The following is a 19,883-nucleotide window of genomic DNA, read 5'->3' on the forward strand; positions in this document are numbered from 1 at the left end:
TTCTTGAGTAAGATGAGTATAGTTCATGATGCAACTTTGACTTTGGTCGGTCGGAAGCAAAATGCTAGCTCATCTTGCTTCCTTCCAATAATTTAATCTCTGTTGCACTTCATTTGAGAATCCAAGATATTTAGAAGTGTATTTATATAAGAAAAATTAATTTATAAAGAGATAATATAATTCATCAGATTCAAAGTTTATTTAGTTTAAAATTTCTATCTTATTATTTATATTTCTTTTAAATACAGTCGCCTGAATAGAATTTTTCTTCCCATAAAAAGTAAAGCCCTAGATTACTAAGGCTTTACTTTTTATCTGGTGAATCAGGTCTTAGATTCCGTATTTCACACGATAAGCTTCCATTTTCGCCAATGCTTCGCTATCGCCTTTTGCATCTAGGTAATTCATTAAATCTTTCATGGTGATTAGTGCATGTACTGGAATTTCCAGTTCTTTTTGTACTTCCTGAATAGCAGATAATTCACCTTGGCCTTTTTCCTGACGGTCGAGAGCAACCAGTACACCTGCAATTTGCGCACCGGCATTTTTCAGGATAGTAACTACTTCACGAATCGCAGTACCAGCTGTGATCACATCATCAATGATCCAGACTTTTTTCCCTTCGACTGAAGCACCGACCAGCACACCACCTTCACCGTGATCTTTGGCTTCTTTACGGTTAAAGCCCCATGGCACGCTTACACCATGATTTTGAGACAGCGCCACTGCTGTAGCCGCCACAAAAGGAATGCCTTTGTATGCTGGTCCAAAAATCACTTCAACATTGTCACATTCAGTTAATTTTGCAGCATAGCCAGAAGCCAGTAGTGACAAGGCCTCACCGTCATTGAGCAAGCCAGCATTAAAAAAATAAGGACTCACACGTCCTGATTTTAAAGTAAACTCACCAAATTTAAGCACACCACGTGATAATGCGAGTTCGATAAAAGCTTGCGGGTTAAACTGAGCTGGCGTTGACATGAGGTGCTCCTAAATCCATTAATTAAGGGTAAGACTTGCGCATGATACCAAAGAGTAGCTATCCAGGTGATCAAAAAATTCTTCGTGTCGTTTCAATTAATGTCAACGGTTTACGTTCCTCTGTCAGCAAGGGCTTGCTGGAGTGGATCGAACAGTCTGATGCCGATGTGATCTGCATGCAGGAAAGCCGGATTACCCATGCGCAGTGGACTGACAAATTCAAGCCTAAAGGCTGGTATACCCACCTGTTCCCTGCCGAGCGCCCAGGTTATGCGGGCACAGCGATTTACAGCCGCCTGCCATTTGTTTCCATTACCGATGGTCTGGGTTTTGAACTGGCTGATTCTCAAGGCCGCTTTATCTCGGCAGAATTTGACTTGGGTCTGGAAAAAACAGCACATATCTGTTCCCTGTATTTACCTTCAGGTTCTTCGGGCGATGAAGCGCAGGCACGTAAAGATCACTTTCTGGAAGAGTATAAAAAGCTCCTGAAACAGTGGCGGGATGAAGATAAATCTATCATTGTCTGCGGTGATTACAACATCGTGCATAAACGCATCGATATTAAAAACTGGTCCGGCAACCAGAAAGCATCGGGCTGCTTGCCGCATGAACGCGCCTGGTTAGACCATATTTATGATGAATTAGGTTATGTCGATACATTCCGTGAAGTTCGTAAGGAAGCCGAACTGTATTCCTGGTGGTCAAATCGTGGTCAAGCCCGCGCCAAGAACGTGGGCTGGCGGATTGACTATCAGGCTTGCTCACCAGACTGGAAAGACCGTACCGTAAATGCCTGGGTCTATAAAGATGAATGGTTTAGTGACCATGCACCCGTGATTATTGACTATAAAATCTAAAACTAACCTAAAGATTGAGTGAACAATTGTTCACTCAATTAAGGTTTATTACCTACACTACATGACGTATTTTCAGGTTTATCTTCCAGTCCTAACAGCGCATGATACTCACACGGCACAGGGATATGTCAGGATGACACTATAAGGACAGGACGCCGTAGGAAGAAAATAAAACAAACTATCAGATTTAGCTTGTTTTTCATGGATGTGACAACGGACGTTGTATTGAGACCCGCATAATCAGGATGATTAGATGCGGGTTTTCTCATTTTAGCACCTTCATTTTTTCTCATTCTTAAACTTCAACACTTACTTTTAATACCCCTTCTGATCTTAAGAGATGTTAATCGGATGATATGTCTTTTAAATATTGCTTAAAAACAAGCTGCTTGGAAGCACATAGGCGATCGGCATAAATTCAGCTAAGCTAAGCCATCAATAAATAAACTGTTTGGGATACAGCGAGCATGCTCAAGATTTATGGCATTAAAAACTGCAATTCAATGAAAAAAGCTTTTGATTTACTTGATGAGCTGGGATTGGCTTACGAATTTCATGATTATAAAAAACAGGGGATCGACGCGGATACTGTTAAAACCTGGCTGGATGCTTTAGGCCAAGATGTGGTACTGAATAAGAAAGGCACCACCTGGCGTAAACTGACCACTGAAGAGCAGGAAAATGCGCTTGCCGATGAAAATCATCTGATTACCGCCTTAACTACTCATACCAGCTTAATCAAACGTCCGGTATTACAGACTGCAACTGGTTTTATCGCTGGTTTTGACGAAGCGGCTTATCGGAAGCTAAAAGACTGATTATTCCAAGTAAGTTGGAAGAATAAAAAAAAGCCTGACAGAAGTCAGGCTTTTTTTATGGTAGTTTTTAGAGAACGATCATGATCTATTATTTGGCACGAATCCAGGTTTGGTTACGACCTAAAGCAGACACACCGATATAACCGCGCAGCTCAAGTTTCTTGCCGCCATCTGTCAGGTTGCCTTTCAATTTGTAAGTTTTACCAGATTTTGGATCTAGGATCGAACCACTATCATAGCTGGTTCCACCTGTATTTTTCAGGCCTTTCACAATCGTTAAACCTTTCAGCGATTTATTGTGATATGGACCTTCGCATTTTGTACAAGCATTTTCTTCACCCGGTGTTAATACCGATTGGATGCTTGCAGACAATGTCCCATTTTTTTGCTCAGTAAATTTTACTATAGCCTTTGGCTGTTTGGTTTCGTCGTCAATCGTTTTCCAAACAGTACCATTTAAAGGATCTGCAGCATTGGCCAACGCAGATAAGCCGAGTAGTCCTAACATTAGCGTAATTTTTTTCATTTTTCTTCATTTCCCTAGTCTGAGATAGACCGATGTAGTATTAAAAAGTCACAACATTTTTGCAATTTTTACCTGTGACTATTTAGTGTAACCTTGTAAATATTGTTGGTAAATAATCCACATAATCAATAAAAGCAGAAAAAGATGGAAAGAAGATGAAGATGAGCCCCGTGACGAAACAATTAATTACAGAAAGTCTTTTAAAAGCGACCATCCGAGCGCCTAGTCGGTTCAATCTCCCTCCAAGCTCCTTAAGAGTTGCGCTGGAGCAGATGTGCAAGATCTTTCCGCAAGATAAGTCTGTACAAATCCGTTCGCTCCGGCTGGCAGGTGTACATGCCGAGGAAATCAAACCACAGCAGGAATCCAGCCAGCTGATTTTCCATATTCATGGCGGTGCTTTTTATCTCGGTTCATTGAATACCCATCGTGCCTTTATGACCCAGATTGCCGCTCGCACCCAGATGCAAGTACTGCATATTGATTATCCTCTGGCACCTGAATCTGCTTATCCTGAACCTTTAGAAGCTGTGTTTGATGTCTATAACCTGTTATTAGATCAGGGCATTCAGGCCAAGGACATTATTCTGTCCGGAGATTCGTGTGGTGCTAATCTGGCGCTGGCATTGGCACTCAAGTTACAGCAGGAAGGCCTGCCACAAGTGAGTGGGCTAATTCTACTTTCCCCTTTCCTTGATCTGACCCTGACCAGTGAATCACTACGCTATAATCAGAAACATGATGCCCTGCTGTCGATTGAAACCCTGAAAACCGGGATTCAGTATTATGTACCGAGTGCAATGGATCGTGGCGATCCGGAAATTTCCCCATTTTTTGCCGATCTCAGTGGTTTGCCACCGATGCATATACAGGTGGGATCTAAAGAAATTCTGCTGGATGATGCCACACGCTTCAAGGAAAAAGCGGAACAGGCTGGTGTCGAAGTTGAATTCAAGTTATATACCGGGATGTGGCATAACTTTCAGATGTTTAGTGCCTGGTTTGAAGAGGCTCGACAAGCGCTAGCGGATCTTTCAGAATTTGCTCATCGTCTAGATCAAGACTAAAAATTTAAAAGAAGCCATAAAAAAGGTCAGCGATTGCTGACCTTTTTTTGTTCATTCATTTTCTATCGAATTTTAGATCTGGCTTACCTGTGCCATCGCAGTTTCAATTGCCTGCTGTTTCGCTACATCACCCATATTGACGCCTTCAGCGCGAATTACGTGCACATCAGTTACGCCAGTAAAGTTAAATACAGTTTTCAGGAAAGCTTCCTGGAAATCGACTGGGCTTTGTTCGCCATAAACACCACCGCGGCTACTGGCAATATAGACTTTCTTTTCACCTGCCAGACCCACTGGGCCATTTTCTGTATATTTAAAAGTACGCCCTGCCACACTAATGCGGTCAATCCAGGCTTTTAAGGTAGAAGGTAGACCGAAGTTATACATAGCGGCCCCAACCACCACGATATCCGCCTGTAAGTACTGCTGTAAAATCTGTTCTCCTAAAGCCGCCTGCTCAAGATTTTGACCCATCAAAATTTCGGCAGTTAAATGTGGAATCGGCTGTGCAGCCAAGTCCAGATATTCAAGCTCAACTGCCTCACCATGTTTCTGTTGAAGCTGTCCCACAATAGCTTGAGTCAACTGACGGGAAATAGAGGCATCGCCTAAAATACTGGAATCAATCTGTAAAATTTTCATTGCTTAATCTGGTCCGTTCATTGTTCGGGAATGAACATAGCTTAATAAATTTTAAATAATGAAATAATGGGTTTAAATAAAACACTTCATTGCGTATTTAGAACAATAAATTTCCAGCTTAATTTTTCTCCTTTTTTTTAATTTTTGATAAATATTACTGATTATCAATGAATTAATTTTACGTTATATTTCTGTAAATAATTAAAGCAATATTTTTCCATCTTTTAAAAACTTAGCAATAACAATAAAGGTCAGACCTGTTGTATGAAGCGAATGTCAGCAGTATTACAAAAATTCCAGAATCATCGACTCAAGAAATATCTGATCGAAGATGAAGTGGTGATGAACTGGGGAATTTTGAAAAAGTGTATCCTGATGCTGGCACTGGGCTGTGGCATACATATCAGCTGGCTAAGTTGGGATCTTTTTGTCCTGTCACATCCGCAATACTGGCAGCATGTCCATATTGATGTCGTTCGTTCACAGGTTCACATGAATGGCCTGTTTTTACTGGCGCTGGTTCTTTTGATTTATCCCTGTTATAAATTTCAGGGCAATGCACTGATAGAGCGATATTTTCCCTATCTGGCAGTGGGTATCTTCGTCGTTTCCTTATGTCGCGACGCCTATATCGTGGGCGTGATCAGCCCGGTAGCCACGATTGCCTATGTCTGCCTGATGACGGTAGGTCTGGTCCTGTTTCACCGGAGACTGGTCTATAGCATGCTGATTCCGGCCTCACTGTTTCTGGTGACTTGTGCCTATCTAAGCTTTACCCAGCAACTGCCTTATTCGCCACTCTTCAATATTCAGGATCAGTTTTTCCATAATAGCTTCTGGCTATTATCAATGCTGTATTTTATCCTGCCAATTCTTGCTGTCTGCATGATTTTATTTGAGATTTTACTCAGTCAATGGCGTTATCGCGAACAGCTGATTAACCATCTCAGCCAGATCGATCCTCTGACCAATCTGTTTAACCGCCGTAGCATTAATCAATGTCTGGATCAGCTAAATAGTACTGCGACTTTTAATTATGCCCTGGTGCTGCTGGATCTGGATCATTTCAAAAAGATTAATGATTACTATGGACATCACAAGGGCGATGAAACACTGGTACAAGTCAGTGCGGTACTGAATCAGCAATTGCGTGAGAGTGATGTGGTGGGACGGTTCGGCGGTGAGGAATTTATTCTGGTCCTGAATAATTCCAGCCTGGAAAAAGCTCAGCAGGTTGCAGAGCGTTGCCGAAGCGCGATCCAGCAACTACAGATTTTTAGTGATGAAGGACAATTGATCCCAGTGACTGCCAGCTTTGGCATTGCTATTTCAAAACCTGAATTACGCCCGCAACAACTTTTAAGCCAGGCCGATCAGGCCCTTTATCAGGCCAAAGCCGGTGGACGGAATCAGGTGAAATCTTATCTGGAACCTTTGAAAGTTCAACCGGCCTGATATTTTCGGCCTTATTTACTTTAAAGCGCGTACCAGAAAAGCTTTAAAGTGAATGCTAGAGCCGTTCTAAACGCTTTAGCTGTGCCAATAATTCTGCTTCACTAAATGCGCCGGTCAAACGTAAGCTGCGAATCTCCTGCTGCTGAGTATCGAGAAATAAATAAGTCGGTGGTCCCAGAATTTCCCATCGGTTAAGCAGGGTCTGATGCGTAGCATCATACTGACTAAGATCAAGCTTGATCAGAAAATAAGGGGTTAAGGCCTGCTGGGCAGCAGCTGCCTTTAATACTTTATGTTCAATCGGCTGACAGGCCACACACCAATCAGCATAGACATCAATAATGACCTTCTGCCCCTTCGGTACGGTAGCCAGCAACTGTTCAAATTCAGTGGCTGTTTTTGCTATATGCCAATTCGCCTGTTGTTGGGCAGTTTCAACAAAAAAGCGCTGACTATGCTGATACTGACTATATGTAATATAAGGCACAGCGATAGCCAAACAAATGAGATAGAGCCAGCGCAGTCCGGTATTTTTCCAGAATAATCGTGCCAGAACATAAGCAACAAAGCTTAAGCCCAACCCTAGCGACAGCCACTGCAATGCCGCTTCTGAAATCAACGGACGAATAAAATATAATGCTAGAGCCAGCATGATGAAAGCAAAGAGTACTTTTACCTGATTCATCCAGTGCCCGGCTCGGGGCAGGATGCGTGCCCCCATAATACTGGCCAGCAGCAACGGGGTACCCATACCGAAACCTAAAGTAAATAGGAGCACTGCGCCTTGCCATTGGTTCTGAGTCTGGGAAATAAATAATAATGCACCGGCTAATGGTGCCGTCATACAAGGCCCGACCAGCAAGGCAGAAACAGATCCCATGACCGCAGCGCTGACCAGGGTTCCCCCTTGCTGCATCGCCTGAACCCGGTCCAGACGCTGCGTCAGACGCTGTGGTATTTTAATTTCAAACAGGCCAAACAGGTTGAGGGCAAATACCACAAATAATGCACTAAATGCCATCAGGGTGGCAGGTTGCTGTAACCAGCGTTGAAAGTTGAGTCCGGCTGAAGACGCGATCAAGCCCAGTACCGCATAGACTGCGGCCATACTGCTTACAAAGCTTAGGGCAATCATCCAAGCTTTGATGCCTTTGCTGTCACGAACAATTAATGAAGTCAGAATTGGCAGCATCGGCAAAGAGCATGGCGTAAATGCCAGCAAAATGCCCAAGCCGAAAAATAACAGCAATCCATAAGCCAGCGAACTTTCAGCCAGACGTGTAGACCATTGCTGGTCTTGTGCCGAGTCGCTGTTGGATCGTGTAGAAATGACTTCGACGATTTTACTGTCTGTATTTCCTGATTCTGGATCATCAGCAGAATTTGCCAGAATCCGGTTGTGTTGTGAGGAAGAGCTGCTTAGATCCAGTAACCGTTTATTACCCGAGCCAGTAGATTCATATTGCACCAGACCAGATAGGTCAGTTTTGAATTCAACGGTTTGGGGTGGGTAACAAAGCCGGTCTTTGGCACAGCCTTGCCAGCTGACCTGATAAGTTTGACCCGCCTGTGTCGGAATCTGAACTTTTAATTGCTGATAATAAACCTGAGTATGACCGTAGTTTTCATCATATAGATCTTCAGCGGGTGGTAGTTGCAAGGTCATCGGCTGACTTCCCTGCCTTACTTCTACCTTATGCTGATAAAGATAATAGTTTTGCGGAATTTCCCAGCTAAGTTCAGCCTGTTGCTGAGTGACTGAACTGATACTCAGAGGAAAAGCCTGCTCAGGCGAAAGCAAAGGCGCTTCTGCCTGAGCAATATTGCTAAGCAACACTGTGCCCAATAAGACTGGAGAAAATACTTTTCTCCCGATCTTAAACTGAAGTGCTTTGGTCATATCGAAATAAGAGCAGCTTAGAATAGGAACGATACGCCCAAGCCTGAGAAGTAACCTTTATTCTGGCCTTCCATATCCACCCCAACACTGGCATCAAGCTGTACCTGATCATTCAATGCATACATGACACCAGTGCCTAGCGCATATTCATTATCCTGACTTTCAGCTTTGCGATAGATCAATTCTGAATAACCTGACCAGCGATCAGCAATCTGATAGCTTAAAGCTGGAATTGCAGTAATCGCCCAGTTGCTATCTTGCCATTCGTAACGCATGGTCAGTGCAGTATTCACTAAATCATTATATTGATAAGCAACTGCTGAGCTCAGGCTATAAATATCTTCTTCATTGCTAAAATTAGCATTACCTGTGGCAATAATGGCTTCAGCCATCAGCGCCATACTGAGTTTTTCATCATCCAGATCAATGGCTTTTTTCAGGCCAATACTGACATCGCCTAGACCATCATCCTCTTCAGTCTGACCATTGAACTTGGTTTGTGACCAAGCCGGACCAGCCCAACCTAAACGTAATTCCAGATCATCAGCCAAACCGGTACGCAACAAGACGTCAGCATTTAAAGTAGTTTGTTTAAGCTTGCTTCCATCCACAGTCGCTTCGCTATAAGAGAAACTCGGTAAACCCTGTTCCCAAGCTAACTGACCCACTGGAACTGTACTGGTACCCAGACCTTCACCCGGCCGGTCAAATTCAACTGCAGCACAAAGCTGTGCACTCACACCCGTCAGTGCCATCAAACCCAATATTCTTAAAGTTGTCTTCATCTTGTTGGAGCTCTTTCTTAAAATTTAATGTAATTCCTTGGTCATTTTTGCGCCATGACTACGCAATAATTCTAGGGTCTGTTTTTCTTCTTCCAGTGCTTCTGCCCAATTAATTTCATCAAAATCACAATCAAAGAATAAATCACTAATCGATGACAGGATGGTTAAACCTTCTTCATCCTTGCTGTTTGGATTGACTTTTTCTTCTAATAGGCGCTGCACTGCAGGTACACAGGCTGCACTGGCTGCATCCCAAAGCGGGCCATAAACCTCTTCAGCATCCCAGAGATGCAAATTGACTTTGGCCTGGATCAGCGCTTCCAGAATCTGTAAATGTACATCCAGACGTTGCTGTTTTTCTTCAGCAGTTAATGGGCTACCCGCTTCATAAGCTTCACACACTTCTTCCCACCATTTGAACAGGCCATCCGACCAGATGGAAATAACTGGGCCTTTTTCCAGATCAATAAAATTCGGGTTAAGTCCATCTGCCAAGAGCTGTTTGACCTGACCCAGATTAAGTTCTTCGAGTGCTTGCACAAAAAGCTGTTGTTGCGCAGTTAACATGATGGAGCTCACTTCAAATTCGTTTTTCACTATTATGCCGAATAAAGCGGGATTTGTTTTGTTCTCATTCGTTTATTTTATCTAAAATTGAAAAAAGCCCCGTAGGGCCTTTTTCATCTGCGAATTATTTATTGTTCTAGATCTGTACCTGTATCTTCTTCCGCAAGTTTTAGCGGAGTGCTACGTACATTATCTTTTTTCTCAATCACATGTTCCAGACTGCGTTTTAAACGGTCAATGGCACCATGAATGGCAGTATCAACATTATGACCATGATGGTTCACGACAATTGGCTTCAAGCCAGCAGGACGTGCTTCGATCATGCAGCGAATATCGTCATCGCCTCCTTTGGCGGCATTTTCATCGCTAAGATGCACTGAGAAATGGGTAATACGCTCACTGTGGCGCTGAAATTCCTGATTTAATTCGGTACGAACGTAAGTAATTAGACGATCACTATTGCGAATGTTTTTATCGGTACGGAGTTCAATGTTCATAAAATACCATCCTCAAATCATTTTAACTTTTTAGTGCAGAATTTTTATCTTGGCACGTGTATAGCTTGCTGTTTTATATTGCATTTCACATCTTCAAATCGCTTTGGATAAAACCCTCCAGATTGAATGATGAACACATTTTTGAGTCTGCAGAACCGTGTTCCTATACTTCGAATATCGGTCCTCTCTTGAAAATATGCAAGTGATATTTTGATTTTTTTAGCAAAAGGACAACCGATCGTGACAACTGCTTACCGGATCGTGATTGATCTTCCAGATTTGGAACAATCGAATTACTATTCACATGACCTTCCCAAAATTAAATCAGTCTTTGCCCTGTTCATAGAAGATCTATGTCTTTACTTTACTCAGCTTCAAAATTGAGTCTCTATTCTTAAAATTAATTTAAATATAAAAATTTAACTCGCTTCAAATATCCTATAAACCTTCTTCTCCCAATATCTCAAATTATCATCAGCTCAGGACGATGAAATATTTCTGTCAGCGATCAATTTTGACTTTATTTTTACTTATTAATCTGTATCCTTAAGCTGCTTTCTCGGGGGAGATATTTAAATGAAATTTACACAAATCGCGGCACTTTGTGCATTGGCTTCAACAGCAGCTTTCACTCAGGCAGCAGTTTGGCAGGATTTTAGTTTGTCAGCTTTATATGGTGAAAACTATGCACATCCTGTAGGTATGGTGGATGATTTAGAACAGTCAACCATTACGGCTGAATATGCAGCTGGTTTAAAATATGGTGATATCTTCGCCTTTGCTGACCGTACTAATAATGATCTCAGTGGTAATGAAACTTACTTTGAAGTTTCACCACGTTTAAGCTTAGGTGCGGTCACTGGCCAAAAACTTGAAGCTGGTCCAATTAAAGACGTGCTTATTGCGACTACTTGGGAAGGTGGTGAAGGCTTTAATAATTACCTATATGGTATTGGATTTGCTCTAGATGTTCCTTATACCAGTTATGCAAACATCAACTTCTATAAAGTTGATAATGAAAAAGGTTCTGAAGATGATTATCAAATGACCATTACTTATGCGGTTCCATTTAAAATTGGTAGTGAAGAATTCCTGGCAGATGCTTTCCTAGACTGGTCAACAGCTGAGAAAAACGATCATGCAAGTGAATTGAACTGGACGTCTCAATACAAATGGAATGCTGGTAAACATATTTCTCCTGAGACCAAATTATACTTCGGTATCGAGCATTCAGTTTGGAATAATAAATATTCGATCAAAGGCTTAGACGAACATAATGTTAGCGCATTAGTGAAATACCATTTCTAAGTTTTTAGAATAAAAAAAGCAGAACTCGTTTCTGCTTTTTTATTGCCTAAATTCAGGTTATGGTTAGATATTCTCTTTCTTTTTTGGCATTTGCTTATGAGCTTTGTTATTCGTCCTGCTCAAATTCAAGATCTGGAACATCTACTCCCGATCTACAATGCTGAAATCTTATACGGAACCTCAACCTGGAATAGCACGCCAAAAACGATCCAGGACTTTCAGAACATGCTAAGTGAATTAAATGCTCAGGGATTTCCTCTATTGGTAGCTGAGCATTCAGCGTCCAGGCAAATTGCAGGTTATGCGGATTATTCTACTTTTCGGCCTATCCAAGGTTTTAAACAGACTGTTGAACATTCTGTCTTTCTTCATGCAGATTTTATAGGGCAAGGTCTGGGCAAAGCCCTGATGCTCAAGCTGATTGAACATGCGCGGCAAAATGCTATCCATGTCATGGTCGGTGCCATTGACCATGAAAATCATGCATCAATTGCCTTACATGAGAAATTAGGTTTTAAACAAACCGGTTATATGCCGGAAGTTGGACAGAAATTTGGACAATGGCGCGATCTGGTATTGATGCAACTCAACCTGAATTAAACCAAAATATTTTATTTTTTATGTAAAATTTAATCTAATTAGATCAATAATCTGTTAGAAAAATTGCGGAGAGATAAAATTTTCTATTAAACCAGAATAATATCAGTTGAGTAAAAATTATGAATAAATGGCTTATCTTTATCAGTATTCTCCCTCTGAGTAGTTTTAGTTTCGCCAATTCAGACTTTGAAACTGAACTCCGATCCGAATGTGCCAAGGTGAAAAGCTATGCCAACTCGGGAAGAAAATTTTATGATCAGAAACAGTATCAAAATGCGCTAGGACAATTTCAACAGCAAGCTTCCTGGTCTGCCTTTTGTGCAATGCATAGTGAAAATAGCGGTGTATCTTTTTCCGAGAATGCCATTACCACTGCTTTTAATAATGTCGGGTTAAGCTATTTTAAATCAGGAAAGCCACAATGGGCACGGGCCTGGTTTTCAGTCTTTCCTCAAGCCAAAAGCAGTCAATTTAATTTAAAACAGCTTCCTCCTCCGCAAAAAACTCAAAACTTGGCAGGCATTTATATACGGCATGCTGGCTTCGGTCACTGGAATACCATTCAAGTCAAACGGATTAAAAATTCTTATCAGATTCATTTTAATGGCTTATATATGGGACTAAATAGCATGATTTATGGTCCAAATATAGGTGAATTTGAAACCACAATGCCTGTTAATAAAACCCAAACGACCTACCGATCAGATGACTGCAAAATTAATCTCAATTTTGCTTTTGATCCTAAACAGGGACAACAGGTGATTTTAAAACAGGACAATGGCAGTTCAGGTTGTGGCTTTGGACATAATGTCTATGCAGATGGACACTATTTAAAAGTTGAGTCTTAAAGTGAATTGATAAAAAAGCCCGCGATTGCGGGCTTTTTTATGAGTAAAATATAAACTTAATGAGACCAATATCCTTGCTTCAGGACCTTAAGAATCAGATTGCGATTCAAAGAAAAATCCCGATCTGATACGACCCAACTTAAATAGGCTTGGACTGCTTCTCGCTGTGCTTTGTTCAATAGATGAAATTGCTGCATCTCATCATCCATTTTGCATAAACGAAAAGTCAGATCAAATCTCCACTTACCTTGTAAATCAGCAATCAAAAATGCAGGTAAATGGAAACGCATACCTTGAGCATCAAAAAAACATAGGCTGCTATTACAATCATTTAAATCTTGAACAGGAATTTTCGACCAGTCGGATTTTTCATCTTTCTTACGCCACATAAAACATTCTGACAAAGATTGATAATCATCAATCCCTTGCGCTTCTCTCAAGCCAATGCCATCGCCTAAGACGACATCAGCAAATGCAGTTTCGATCTGAGTCTGAATATCCTTCATAGCCTGCCACAAACATAGCGTTTCTTCAGCATCGGCTATGATCGCACGATCATAACCACGCTTTTTCATCTCTTGAATATCTTCAGGTGAAGGATAAGTTTGCATTAAACCGCCAGATCCGCCAGATTACCTTTCTGTTCCAGCCAGTCTTTGCGATCACTGGCGCGTTTTTTGGCCAACAGTTTATCCAGTAAGCCTGAAGTCAGGTGCACATCATCCAGATCCAGTTGCACCAGACGGCGAGTATTTGGATCCAAAGTAGTCTCACGAAGTTGGCTGGCATTCATCTCACCTAAACCTTTGAATCGGGTGATCTGCGGGTTCTTGGTTTTACATTTTTTCAGGATGCCTTCCAGTTCATCTTCATCCAGCGCATAGTGCACATCTTTAGCATCATCGATACGGAATAGGGGTGGCATTGCCACAAACAGATGCCCTTCTTCGACCAGAATCGGGAAGTGTTTTACAAACAGCGCACATAACAAAGTCGCGATATGCAAGCCATCCGAGTCGGCATCGGCAAGAATACAGATCTTGCCATAACGCAGTTCAGACAGGTCATCTGAACCTGGATCGACCCCAATCGCGATTGCAATGTTATGCACTTCCTGAGAGGCCAGCACTTCATCCGAAGAGACTTCCCAGGTATTTAAAATTTTCCCGCGAATCGGCATGATCGCCTGGAAATTCTTGTCACGTGCCTGCTTGGCCGAGCCACCTGCAGAGTCCCCTTCCACAATAAACAGTTCAGACTGATCCAGATCATGTCCCACACAATCTGACAGTTTCCCAGGTAAAGTCGGACCAGCGACAATCTTCTTACGTTCAACTTTTTTGGCCGCTTTCAGACGGCGACCCGCTTTAGAAATCGCCATTTCTGCCAGTTGCATAGCGATGTCTGAATTCTGGTTTAACCATAGCGCAAACGCATCTTTGGCAATATTCTGCACAATGCCTGAGGCTTCACGACTAGATAAACGTTCCTTGGTCTGACCAGAGAATTGTGGCTCCTGGAATTTCAGTGACAGGATATAGTTCACCCCATCCCAGACATCTTCTGCAGACAGTTTCATATTCCGTGGCAACAGGTTACGCAGCTCACAGAACTCACGCATGGCATCGGTCACACCTGAACGTAAGCCATTCACGTGAGTACCGCCTTGTGCGGTTGGAATCAGGTTGACGTAGGATTCCTGAATACTTTCTCCACCTTCCACGTTCCAGCAGATGGCAAATTCTGCACTGGCACGCTCAGCATCACCTGTCGCCACAAAAGCAGGAGCCGGAATGATTTCACGGTCTTCCAGCTCGTCCATCAAATAGTCAACCAGACCATTTTCAAACTGCCAGGTGATCTTTTCATCATTGATCTGGTCGATATAGTTAATTTGCAGACCAGCAGCCAATACCGCTTTGGCTTTTAAGTTATGTTTTAAGGCTTTAAGCGCGAATTTTGGAGAATCAAAATATTTGGTTTCCGGCCAGAAATGAACAGTTGTCCCTGTGGCACGTTTCGGTGCCTTGCCTTCTAGCACTTCTAGTGGTGCAGTCGGTTCACCATTTTCAAAGGCCATTTTATACAGGTTGCCGTGACGCTGAACTTCAACTTCTACGCGGCTAGAAAGCGCGTTGACGACCGAGATCCCCACCCCGTGCAGACCGCCAGAAAATTGATAGTTATCAGTACTGAACTTACCACCGGCATGCAGTTTGGTCAGGATAATTTCAATCCCGCTCTGACCATATTCCGGATGAATATCGACGGGCATACCACGGCCATTGTCTTCAACAGATAATGAACCATCCTTATACACCGTGACCGTGACTTTATTGGCATGTCCCGCCAGTGCCTCATCGACCGCGTTATCAATCACTTCCTGCGCCAAGTGGTTTGGACGAGAGGTATCGGTATACATGCCCGGACGACGACGCACCGGATCTAGACCAGATAAAACTTCAAGAGATTGAGCCGTATATTGAGACACGTTATTCGGTTTCCTTTTTTATGCAGTCGGATAAAAACTGTAAGAGCAGCGGAATTTTCTCCGCAAAATCATCCATGCCATGGCTGCCATTGGCCTCGGTCATCAGCAGTGCAGGTGGACGAGCTGAACTATAATAGCGATGTGCTGCACGATAATCCAAAACTTCATCGCCTTGTTGTAACAGCACTAATATTTTGTCTGCATCTTGTGCAGTTGGTAGGGCCATGGCTTCGAGCTGGCCAAGATCTGCGTCATTCAGGCACCAGTTCGGATGAACCTGCAGGGGCAATTCATCATCAAACAGTTCACGAAACAGCTGCCATGGTCGCATTGCCGGATTGATCAGTACAGCCGGCACATGCGCTTGAGCGACCAGATATGTCGCATAAAATCCCCCCAAGCTACTGCCGACTAATGCTACCTGATCCATCGACTGGATCAATTTAGAAATCTTCTGAATTGCAGCTATGGGCGGCATGTTCAAATCGGGTAAATGCACCTGAATATCCGGGTACTTGGCACAGTATTGTTCCAATAACTGGCCTTTAATTGAGCTGCTACTACTCTTGAACCCATGCAGGTAAATGATATTCATCGGCAATCAATAAAAAACAAACAAAATGTCAAAATTTAATTTAAAAGTGTGAAATACACTTCATTTTATAACCACTTAATTGCTTAAATTGTCTGACAAAAAAGCCTTTAATGTTATGCAATTCTCGCTATTTTAAGAGTATTCCGAATAAATTGAGAATCAAGAATACTGAAAAAAAGAATTTATACCGCGAAGTGCTCAAAAAAGAAAGATGTCTACGGCTCATATAAAGGATAGGATCAAATGCCAAGTTTAACGCCATTGCATGAAACCTATTGTCGATGGGATCGAACTCCGCTTAGCCAGGCAGATATCCTGGAAGGCCTGGCACAATTGGTCACCATGCGCTTTAGTGATGTAGTACAGGAGCTGATTAAATCGATTCAGCGTGAAATTTTAATGAGCGTATTCGGGCTGAGTGAAAAAAATTCCAAAACTTTCCAGAATATTCCTTATATCGTACGTCTGTATCAAATGTCTTATGACATGATCTTTCATTATGGCAATACCCTGATTGCGCCTGGACTGCGCCGTATTATTGAAAGATTTCCAAAATTACATAATAAACCTCTGACCCCGACCATGCATTTTATGGTCAGTGCCCTGAACGGGATTATTGGCGATTATCTGCTGAAATATCAGAATCCTCTCGCCCTGCCGATGCTCATTTACGATCATTATGGTTCTCTGCAACAAGGTGAGCTAACCGGACGCATTACCCTATTTGTGCATGGTCTGTGCATGAACCATCTGGACTGGTCAACCCGCAAATATCCGGGCATTGGAGAAAAATTACTGGCACAGCGTGACCATAACACCATGCTGTATCTAAACTACAATACCGGACGCCGCATTTCAGCCAATGGCCGCAGTCTGGCCAATGCCTTGCAGGATCTGGTCAAACGTAATCCAGGAATTACCAGTATTGATCTGATCGGACACAGTATGGGCGGTCTGGTGTCACGCAGCGCCTTGTTCTATGGCAAACAAAATGTCTATGACTGGATTCCGATGGTAGAAAATCTGGTCTGTCTGGGCTCACCGCATCATGGTGCGGTACTGGAACGTTTTGGTTTTAGTTTGCAGGAAAAGCTCGGACATTTTCCTTTAGTGAAAATTGTGGGACATGTGGTGAATATTCGCAGTAACGGAATTCTAGACTTACGTCATGGCAGCGTCCGGGATGATGACTGGGAACACAATCCGGTACGGATTGGCTTTATGGACGACAACCGTAAACCAGCCCCGATTCCTGCGCATATTGATGCCTATCTGGTGGCAGGTACGATCGAGTTTGAACACCATACCAACAAAACGCTTAATGTGATCGGTGATTATCTGGTCAGTGTCAAAAGTGCCTTGGGCGAACATCCCCATCCGCGTTTTGATCTGAAAGTACCCGACGCACATAAGGCGATTTTCTATGGACTGAATCATTTTGAAATTCAGTATCATCCACTGGTGGCCGAACAGATTGTGCGCTGGTTCTATCCAAGTGTGGAAGATGAAACCTATACGCAAATTCATGAATACGTGACCGATCTGGACAGTATTGAAGGCATTGCCCTAACCTGATTGAAGGTAAAAAATTTGGTTCGCCTCTAAGAGAGTGATAAAAAAAAGCCAGTCTGTAGACTGGCTTTTTTGATTCCAATTTTGAAAATCAGTATTTATCTCTTAAACGTTTGACGGGCGCAGTCTGATATTTGCGAAATAACTGCCACAGGCTGATCAGCAATAAAATACTGAAGAACATCAATGACCAGACCGGTAAAGATTGCCCCAGGAACGTCCAGTCAATTGCGGCACATTCACCTGAACCGTTTAATACCTGCTGTAATACCGATTTCATCGGCAAAGTTTCCAGCCAGTAATCCAGACCTGGGCCACAGCTCGGCACTTGATCTGGGGGCAGGTTCTGTAGCCAGACATGCCGTGCAGCGACACCGACTGACCATAAGATACTCAGCGAGCCTAAGAAAGCATAACCACGCTTCATGGCATTGGATTTCGGATTATGCAGCAACGCAATCAGGGAAATAATCCCTAGTCCGATCAATCCGATTCGTTGAAACACACACAATGGGCAAGGGTTCAGGCCCTGTCCATGCTCAAGATATAAAGCAAATGCCATCCCGGCAACAGATGCCAAAAACAACACACCACTCACGAAGCGATAACCCCATTGCATGGTTAATCCTCTTATTTATTATCGATATTGGGCTAAATATTCAGTAAAACTGATCGTGTTATCTTGCTCGAGCTGCTGTTGTTGCTGCAATGACTTTTGTGACAATTCATTGAAATATTTAAGTGTTTCTTTGCTTAATCGATGTGATTCATAGAGATTGCTATGCTGATGGGCCAAATGCTGACCAAACTGCCACATGCTGCTGTGGCTACGAATATCTCCGACAATCAGGGCTGACAAGGTCGCATCAACTTCATCGACACGGATCTGCATGGCTTGCATAGCATTGCTATATAGATCAGTTTCATAAGCCTGATCGAGCAATTGAGCCAGTGGCTGCATACGTTGCAAATGCAGATTACACCAGTCTTCAATCATATAACGCTGGCCATTTTCCATAATCGCAGCGTTATAGGCGCGGCCACGATTGACCACTTCAGCCTGATTCTGGTCAATGATTTCCTGTTCGGCATCCAGCAATGCCGGGCTGTCTTGCAATAAGCAGTACAGTGCCACTACTTCCAGGAAGCCGGCAGTATCTTCATTGATCCCGATCGCGCTATACGGATTGACATCTACAGCACGCAGCTCAACATAGCCGATCCCGCGATTTTGCAAGGCTTGCGATGGAGTTTCACCTTCTTGAGGTACCTGCTTTGGACGCACCAGACTGTAGTATTCATTTTCAATCTGTAGCACATGGTCATTGATCTGAATTGGCTGACCATTGGCATCATCCAGACCCAGACGGGTAAACTGTTTGTACGGTGTTCTGACCGCTTTTTGCAGACCTTCCAGATAATCCTGCAGATTATTGTAGTGAATACCGAGCTGTTTCTGCGCTGAATTCTGGTAGCCAAAGCGTCCCATCCGTAATGCAGTCGAATAAGGCGTATATAAAGTACCGCGTACCAGCGGAAATAAATGGTGATCACGTCCAGTCATAAAACACTGGCACACTGCTGGACTGGCACCAACCAGGAAAATTACCAGTGGCGTTAAACGAATAAAGTTACGGATCAGCCCCATATAGCGATGGCTGCGATAATCCTGCAGGCTTAAAGCGCGTAGCTCTTCATCAGTTTCCTGTTCCTGAAGTGCTATAAAGAAATGATCCGGAAAAGACAGATTATAGTGAACCCCGGAAATGGTCTGCATACGGCGACCATAACGCACGCCTAAACCATGACGATACAGCGTTTTAAATAAGCCAATATTGGAGCTGCCATATTGCGCCAGCGGGATATTTTCATCCTTACTGTCGAGCATGCACGGCATAGACATCGGCCAGAGCTTTTCATCATTTTTCAGATGACGATGTACAAAGGCATGAATGTCGGTCAGATAGTGGAGAGCCTCAGTAATACTCTCTTTCGGTGGAGTAATAAACTCCATCAAGGCTTCAGAATAATCGGTCGTAATATGCGGATGTGTCAGAGCTGAACCTAAGGCATGAGGATGCGGTTCCTGCGACAGGAAACCATTGCTTTGCATACGCAAGCTCTCACGCTCGATACCGCGCAGCATTCCTTTGATGAGCGACGAATCTACCCATTCCGGTAATACATCATGGGCAGTCGATTCAGGTTGACTCATTACAATCTCGCTTAATGGGGGTAACTATTAAAATAGAATCATCGGTTTAGCTTAGTATACCGCGATTTCCAGACAGCACATGCTGCCCTGCCTAGTTTTCAAGCAAACCATTGATTTTTAGTTGGGCAAATTTTTAACACAAAGTTTCTCTATAAG

21 protein-coding genes are annotated in these 19,883 nt (G+C 43.0%); 9 read left to right on the plus strand and 12 right to left on the minus strand.

Annotation, left to right across the window (positions count from 1 at the left end):
* Nucleotides 1–330: 330 nt before the first annotated feature.
* Nucleotides 331–981, minus strand: coding sequence for an orotate phosphoribosyltransferase (pyrE, locus tag FTV31_RS10940; RefSeq protein ID WP_125279724.1), 651 nt, complete (start codon nucleotides 979–981; stop codon nucleotides 331–333).
* Between the two features lie 41 nt (nucleotides 982–1,022).
* Between pyrE and FTV31_RS10945 the strand changes: the two genes are divergently transcribed.
* Both FTV31_RS10945 and FTV31_RS10950 read left to right on the plus strand, forming a co-directional pair.
* Nucleotides 1,023–1,841, plus strand: coding sequence for an exodeoxyribonuclease III (locus tag FTV31_RS10945; protein ID WP_180014889.1), 819 nt, complete (start codon nucleotides 1,023–1,025; stop codon nucleotides 1,839–1,841).
* Between the two features lie 467 nt (nucleotides 1,842–2,308).
* Nucleotides 2,309–2,659 carry a Spx/MgsR family RNA polymerase-binding regulatory protein gene (locus FTV31_RS10950; protein ID WP_180014836.1) on the plus strand — a complete coding sequence of 117 codons (351 nt, stop codon included), beginning with the start codon at nucleotides 2,309–2,311 and terminating at the stop codon, nucleotides 2,657–2,659.
* A gap of 88 nt (nucleotides 2,660–2,747) precedes the next feature.
* On the opposite strand, the gene FTV31_RS10955 is transcribed toward FTV31_RS10950, so the two are convergent.
* A complete protein-coding gene (locus tag FTV31_RS10955) occupies nucleotides 2,748–3,185 on the minus strand; it encodes a DUF2147 domain-containing protein (RefSeq protein WP_004781465.1) in 438 nt (145 codons plus the stop codon).
* Between the two features lie 155 nt (nucleotides 3,186–3,340).
* Here FTV31_RS10955 and FTV31_RS10960 point away from each other — a divergent pair, with 155 nt between their 5' ends.
* Nucleotides 3,341–4,252: an alpha/beta hydrolase gene (locus tag FTV31_RS10960; protein ID WP_180014838.1), complete on the plus strand. Its 912-nt coding sequence runs from the start codon at nucleotides 3,341–3,343 to the stop codon at nucleotides 4,250–4,252.
* Between the two features lie 72 nt (nucleotides 4,253–4,324).
* Here FTV31_RS10960 and FTV31_RS10965 read toward each other — a convergent pair whose 3' ends face one another.
* Complete coding sequence (locus FTV31_RS10965) at nucleotides 4,325–4,894, minus strand: FMN-dependent NADH-azoreductase (protein ID WP_159124195.1); 570 nt, start codon at nucleotides 4,892–4,894, stop codon at nucleotides 4,325–4,327.
* Nucleotides 4,895–5,158: 264 nt separating this feature from the next.
* Between FTV31_RS10965 and FTV31_RS10970 the strand changes: the two genes are divergently transcribed.
* A complete protein-coding gene (locus FTV31_RS10970; RefSeq protein ID WP_180014840.1) occupies nucleotides 5,159–6,349 on the plus strand; it encodes a GGDEF domain-containing protein in 1,191 nt (396 codons plus the stop codon).
* A gap of 55 nt (nucleotides 6,350–6,404) precedes the next feature.
* Here FTV31_RS10970 and dsbD read toward each other — a convergent pair whose 3' ends face one another.
* From dsbD to FTV31_RS10990, 4 genes are all read right to left on the minus strand, one after another.
* Nucleotides 6,405–8,249 (minus strand): protein-disulfide reductase DsbD, encoded by a 1,845-nt coding sequence (gene dsbD, locus FTV31_RS10975; RefSeq protein WP_180014842.1) that lies wholly within the window; start codon nucleotides 8,247–8,249, stop codon nucleotides 6,405–6,407.
* Nucleotides 8,250–8,266: 17 nt separating this feature from the next.
* A complete protein-coding gene (locus tag FTV31_RS10980; protein ID WP_180014844.1) occupies nucleotides 8,267–9,034 on the minus strand; it encodes a transporter in 768 nt (255 codons plus the stop codon).
* A 24-nt stretch (nucleotides 9,035–9,058) separates the two neighbouring features.
* Nucleotides 9,059–9,601, minus strand: coding sequence for an ankyrin repeat domain-containing protein (locus FTV31_RS10985; protein WP_004781453.1), 543 nt, complete (start codon nucleotides 9,599–9,601; stop codon nucleotides 9,059–9,061).
* Nucleotides 9,602–9,729: 128 nt separating this feature from the next.
* Nucleotides 9,730–10,098 (minus strand): HPF/RaiA family ribosome-associated protein, encoded by a 369-nt coding sequence (locus FTV31_RS10990; protein ID WP_005232722.1) that lies wholly within the window; start codon nucleotides 10,096–10,098, stop codon nucleotides 9,730–9,732.
* Between the two features lie 240 nt (nucleotides 10,099–10,338).
* On the opposite strand from FTV31_RS10990, the gene FTV31_RS10995 reads away from it, so the two are divergent.
* From FTV31_RS10995 to FTV31_RS11010, 4 genes are all read left to right on the plus strand, one after another.
* Nucleotides 10,339–10,482: a hypothetical protein gene (locus FTV31_RS10995; RefSeq protein ID WP_180014846.1), complete on the plus strand. Its 144-nt coding sequence runs from the start codon at nucleotides 10,339–10,341 to the stop codon at nucleotides 10,480–10,482.
* 192 nt (nucleotides 10,483–10,674) lie between these two features.
* On the plus strand, nucleotides 10,675–11,406 hold the full coding sequence (locus tag FTV31_RS11000) for an outer membrane protein OmpK (RefSeq protein ID WP_180014848.1): 732 nt from the start codon (nucleotides 10,675–10,677) through the stop codon (nucleotides 11,404–11,406).
* Between the two features lie 96 nt (nucleotides 11,407–11,502).
* The gene (locus FTV31_RS11005) at nucleotides 11,503–12,006 is read left to right on the plus strand and encodes a GNAT family N-acetyltransferase (protein ID WP_180014850.1); all 504 of its coding nucleotides are present in this window, start codon (nucleotides 11,503–11,505) and stop codon (nucleotides 12,004–12,006) included.
* Nucleotides 12,007–12,125: 119 nt separating this feature from the next.
* Nucleotides 12,126–12,854, plus strand: a complete 729-nt coding sequence (locus FTV31_RS11010; RefSeq protein WP_180014852.1) for a hypothetical protein — start codon at nucleotides 12,126–12,128, stop codon at nucleotides 12,852–12,854.
* A 56-nt stretch (nucleotides 12,855–12,910) separates the two neighbouring features.
* On the opposite strand, the gene FTV31_RS11015 is transcribed toward FTV31_RS11010, so the two are convergent.
* Genes FTV31_RS11015 through FTV31_RS11025 form a run of 3 tightly spaced genes read right to left on the minus strand, consistent with a single transcriptional unit; the run spans nucleotide 12,911 to nucleotide 15,940 of the window.
* Entirely contained in the window at nucleotides 12,911–13,465 is a 555-nt protein-coding gene (locus FTV31_RS11015) for a DUF6714 family protein (RefSeq protein ID WP_180014854.1), read from the minus strand.
* Complete coding sequence (gene parE, locus FTV31_RS11020; protein WP_180014856.1) at nucleotides 13,465–15,345, minus strand: DNA topoisomerase IV subunit B; 1,881 nt, start codon at nucleotides 15,343–15,345, stop codon at nucleotides 13,465–13,467. The genes FTV31_RS11015 and parE overlap by 1 nt, the downstream gene beginning before the upstream one ends.
* Nucleotide 15,346: 1 nt before the next feature.
* A complete protein-coding gene (locus FTV31_RS11025) occupies nucleotides 15,347–15,940 on the minus strand; it encodes a YqiA/YcfP family alpha/beta fold hydrolase (RefSeq protein ID WP_180014858.1) in 594 nt (197 codons plus the stop codon).
* Nucleotides 15,941–16,183: 243 nt separating this feature from the next.
* Between FTV31_RS11025 and FTV31_RS11030 the strand changes: the two genes are divergently transcribed.
* On the plus strand, nucleotides 16,184–17,515 hold the full coding sequence (locus tag FTV31_RS11030; RefSeq protein WP_180014860.1) for an alpha/beta hydrolase: 1,332 nt from the start codon (nucleotides 16,184–16,186) through the stop codon (nucleotides 17,513–17,515).
* Nucleotides 17,516–17,603: 88 nt separating this feature from the next.
* Here FTV31_RS11030 and FTV31_RS11035 read toward each other — a convergent pair whose 3' ends face one another.
* On the minus strand, nucleotides 17,604–18,131 hold the full coding sequence (locus FTV31_RS11035) for a disulfide bond formation protein B (protein ID WP_166137516.1): 528 nt from the start codon (nucleotides 18,129–18,131) through the stop codon (nucleotides 17,604–17,606).
* Between the two features lie 18 nt (nucleotides 18,132–18,149).
* Nucleotides 18,150–19,727 (minus strand): glutamate--cysteine ligase, encoded by a 1,578-nt coding sequence (gene gshA / locus FTV31_RS11040; RefSeq protein ID WP_180014862.1) that lies wholly within the window; start codon nucleotides 19,725–19,727, stop codon nucleotides 18,150–18,152.
* Nucleotides 19,728–19,883 lie beyond the last annotated feature (156 nt).

Source organism: Acinetobacter sp. YH16031 (genome assembly GCF_013417335.1).
GTDB lineage: Bacteria > Pseudomonadota > Gammaproteobacteria > Pseudomonadales > Moraxellaceae > Acinetobacter.

Bases quoted from the DNA above. Each gene is read 5' to 3' on its own strand.
- pyrE (WP_125279724.1), bottom strand. From the start codon at position 981: ATGTCAACGCCAGCTCAGTTTAACCCGCAAGCTTTTATCGAACTCGCA.
- FTV31_RS10945 (WP_180014889.1), top strand. From the start codon at position 1,023: ATGATACCAAAGAGTAGCTATCCAGGTGATCAAAAAATTCTTCGTGTC.
- FTV31_RS10950 (WP_180014836.1), top strand. From the start codon at position 2,309: ATGCTCAAGATTTATGGCATTAAAAACTGCAATTCAATGAAAAAAGCT.
- FTV31_RS10955 (WP_004781465.1), bottom strand. From the start codon at position 3,185: ATGAAAAAAATTACGCTAATGTTAGGACTACTCGGCTTATCTGCGTTG.
- FTV31_RS10960 (WP_180014838.1), top strand. From the start codon at position 3,341: ATGAAGATGAGCCCCGTGACGAAACAATTAATTACAGAAAGTCTTTTA.
- FTV31_RS10965 (WP_159124195.1), bottom strand. From the start codon at position 4,894: ATGAAAATTTTACAGATTGATTCCAGTATTTTAGGCGATGCCTCTATT.
- FTV31_RS10970 (WP_180014840.1), top strand. From the start codon at position 5,159: ATGAAGCGAATGTCAGCAGTATTACAAAAATTCCAGAATCATCGACTC.
- dsbD (WP_180014842.1), bottom strand. From the start codon at position 8,249: ATGACCAAAGCACTTCAGTTTAAGATCGGGAGAAAAGTATTTTCTCCA.
- FTV31_RS10980 (WP_180014844.1), bottom strand. From the start codon at position 9,034: ATGAAGACAACTTTAAGAATATTGGGTTTGATGGCACTGACGGGTGTG.
- FTV31_RS10985 (WP_004781453.1), bottom strand. From the start codon at position 9,601: ATGTTAACTGCGCAACAACAGCTTTTTGTGCAAGCACTCGAAGAACTT.
- FTV31_RS10990 (WP_005232722.1), bottom strand. From the start codon at position 10,098: ATGAACATTGAACTCCGTACCGATAAAAACATTCGCAATAGTGATCGT.
- FTV31_RS11000 (WP_180014848.1), top strand. From the start codon at position 10,675: ATGAAATTTACACAAATCGCGGCACTTTGTGCATTGGCTTCAACAGCA.
- FTV31_RS11005 (WP_180014850.1), top strand. From the start codon at position 11,503: ATGAGCTTTGTTATTCGTCCTGCTCAAATTCAAGATCTGGAACATCTA.
- FTV31_RS11010 (WP_180014852.1), top strand. From the start codon at position 12,126: ATGAATAAATGGCTTATCTTTATCAGTATTCTCCCTCTGAGTAGTTTT.
- FTV31_RS11015 (WP_180014854.1), bottom strand. From the start codon at position 13,465: ATGCAAACTTATCCTTCACCTGAAGATATTCAAGAGATGAAAAAGCGT.
- FTV31_RS11025 (WP_180014858.1), bottom strand. From the start codon at position 15,940: ATGAATATCATTTACCTGCATGGGTTCAAGAGTAGTAGCAGCTCAATT.
- FTV31_RS11030 (WP_180014860.1), top strand. From the start codon at position 16,184: ATGCCAAGTTTAACGCCATTGCATGAAACCTATTGTCGATGGGATCGA.
- FTV31_RS11035 (WP_166137516.1), bottom strand. From the start codon at position 18,131: ATGCAATGGGGTTATCGCTTCGTGAGTGGTGTGTTGTTTTTGGCATCT.
- gshA (WP_180014862.1), bottom strand. From the start codon at position 19,727: ATGAGTCAACCTGAATCGACTGCCCATGATGTATTACCGGAATGGGTA.